Source organism: Pseudomonas fluvialis (assembly GCF_014207935.1).
In the GTDB taxonomy this organism is placed as follows: Bacteria; Pseudomonadota; Gammaproteobacteria; order Pseudomonadales; family Pseudomonadaceae; genus Aquipseudomonas; species Aquipseudomonas fluvialis_A.
This window is the reverse complement of record NZ_JACHLL010000015.1, coordinates 1-1,679: the sequence shown is the minus strand read 5'-3', so window position 1 is coordinate 1,679 and position 1,679 is coordinate 1. Positions and strand designations below refer to the sequence as shown.

Sequence of the window (1,679 nt, the reverse complement as noted above, 5' to 3'; positions counted from 1 at the left end):
CGGCCCAGGCTGTGTAAAAACGCTGGCATCGACCTTGCTGTGATTTGATGGATTCAAATCAGTGGGGAATGCCGATGAAGCGTTTTATCCAGGGAGAGCATCGAGGCCAAAGCGCGCTGCTTCCCGAGAGCCTGGATGACTACGTGGCGGACACCAACCCGGTGCGTGTTGTCGATGTGTTCGTCGATGAACTCGATCTTGGTCAACTCGGTTTCGAGGGCGTTGTCCCCGCAGAAACTGGTAGGCCTGCTTACCATCCTGCCGTCCTACTGAAGATCTACATCTACGGCTACCTCAATCGCATCCAGTCCAGTCGCCGCCTTGAGCGAGAGACCCAGCGCAACGTCGAGCTGATGTGGTTGACCGGGCGCCTGATGCCGGACTTCAAGACCATCGCCAACTTCCGCAAGGATAACGGCAAGGCAATCCGCGGTGTCTGTCGGCAGTTCGTGGTGCTGTGTCAGCAGCTCGGTCTATTCGCCGAGGCGCTGGTTGCCATCGACGGCAGCAAGTTCAAGGCGGTCAACAATCGTGATCGCAACTTCACCAGTGCCAAGTTGCAACGGCGGATGGAGGAAATCGAATCCAGCATCAGCCGCTACCTCATCGCCCTGGACACTGCCGATCGACAGGAACCTGCCGTGGCACAAGCCAAGGCCGAGCGACTGCACAGCAAGATCGCGGCGTTAAAAGTGAAGATGCAGGAACTCCAGGCCATCGAGACCCAGCTTCAGACCGCCCCAGACAAGCAGATTTCACTGACCGATCCTGATGCACGCTCGATGATGACGCGTGGCACCGGGATGGTCGGTTACAACGTCCAAGCTGCGGTCGATACGAAGCATCACCTGATCGTGACGCACGAAGTCACCAACGACGGCGTCGACCGTGATCAACTGAGTAGCATGGCCATGCAGGCGCGGGAAGCGATGGGCGTGGAAGTGCTCTCGGTGGTCGCTGACCGAGGCTATTTCAAGAGCGAGGAAATCCTCGCCTGCCACGAAGCTGGTATCACTGCTTTCGTGCCCAAGACGCTGACTTCGGGGGCGACAGCGGCTGGCCGCTTTGGCAAAGGTGACTTCATCTATGACGCGGCAAGGAACGAGTACCGTTGCCCGGCAGGGCAAAGCCTGATCTGGCGCTTCTCACACGTCGAGAAAGGGCTGAAGCTGCACCGTTACTGGAGCTCGAACTGCCAAAGGTGTGCGTTGAAAGATCAGTGCACACCGAGCGCACAGCGCCGGGTGAGTCGCTGGGAGCATGAGTCGGTGCTCGATGCGATGCAGACTCGTCTGGATCAGGCGCCGGAGATGATGCGCATCCGCCGTCAGACGGTTGAGCATCCGTTCGGGACATTGAAAGCCTGGATGGGCGCCACTCATTTCCTCACCAAGACGCTCGACCGAGTGAGCACGGAAATGAGCCTGCATGTGCTCGCCTACAACTTCAAACGGGTGCTGAATCTGCTGGGCAATGGCGCGCTGATGAACGCGATGAGGGTCTGAAACCCCATTGGCAGCCCATTGAACTCGTCGCCAAGAATCGCAGAGCCACACTTGCCCGAATTGGCTGAATCAATCGGATCGACACACTAGGAGCCCCTAGGGCCTCTGGGCGCAGCTAAAACACCCCAATATCCAGCTATCCATCACCCGCTGCGTTTTTACACGGTCTGGGCC

At 58.4% G+C, this 1,679-nt stretch carries 1 protein-coding gene; it reads left to right on the top strand.

Features of this window, described 5'->3' with window-relative positions; translation table 11 throughout:
• Nucleotides 1–74 precede the first annotated feature (74 nt).
• The gene (locus HNP49_RS18500) at nucleotides 75–1,505 is read left to right on the top strand and encodes an IS1182 family transposase (protein WP_184685790.1); all 1,431 of its coding nucleotides are present in this window, start codon (nucleotides 75–77) and stop codon (nucleotides 1,503–1,505) included.
• The last annotated feature ends 174 nt before the right edge of the window (nucleotides 1,506–1,679 follow it).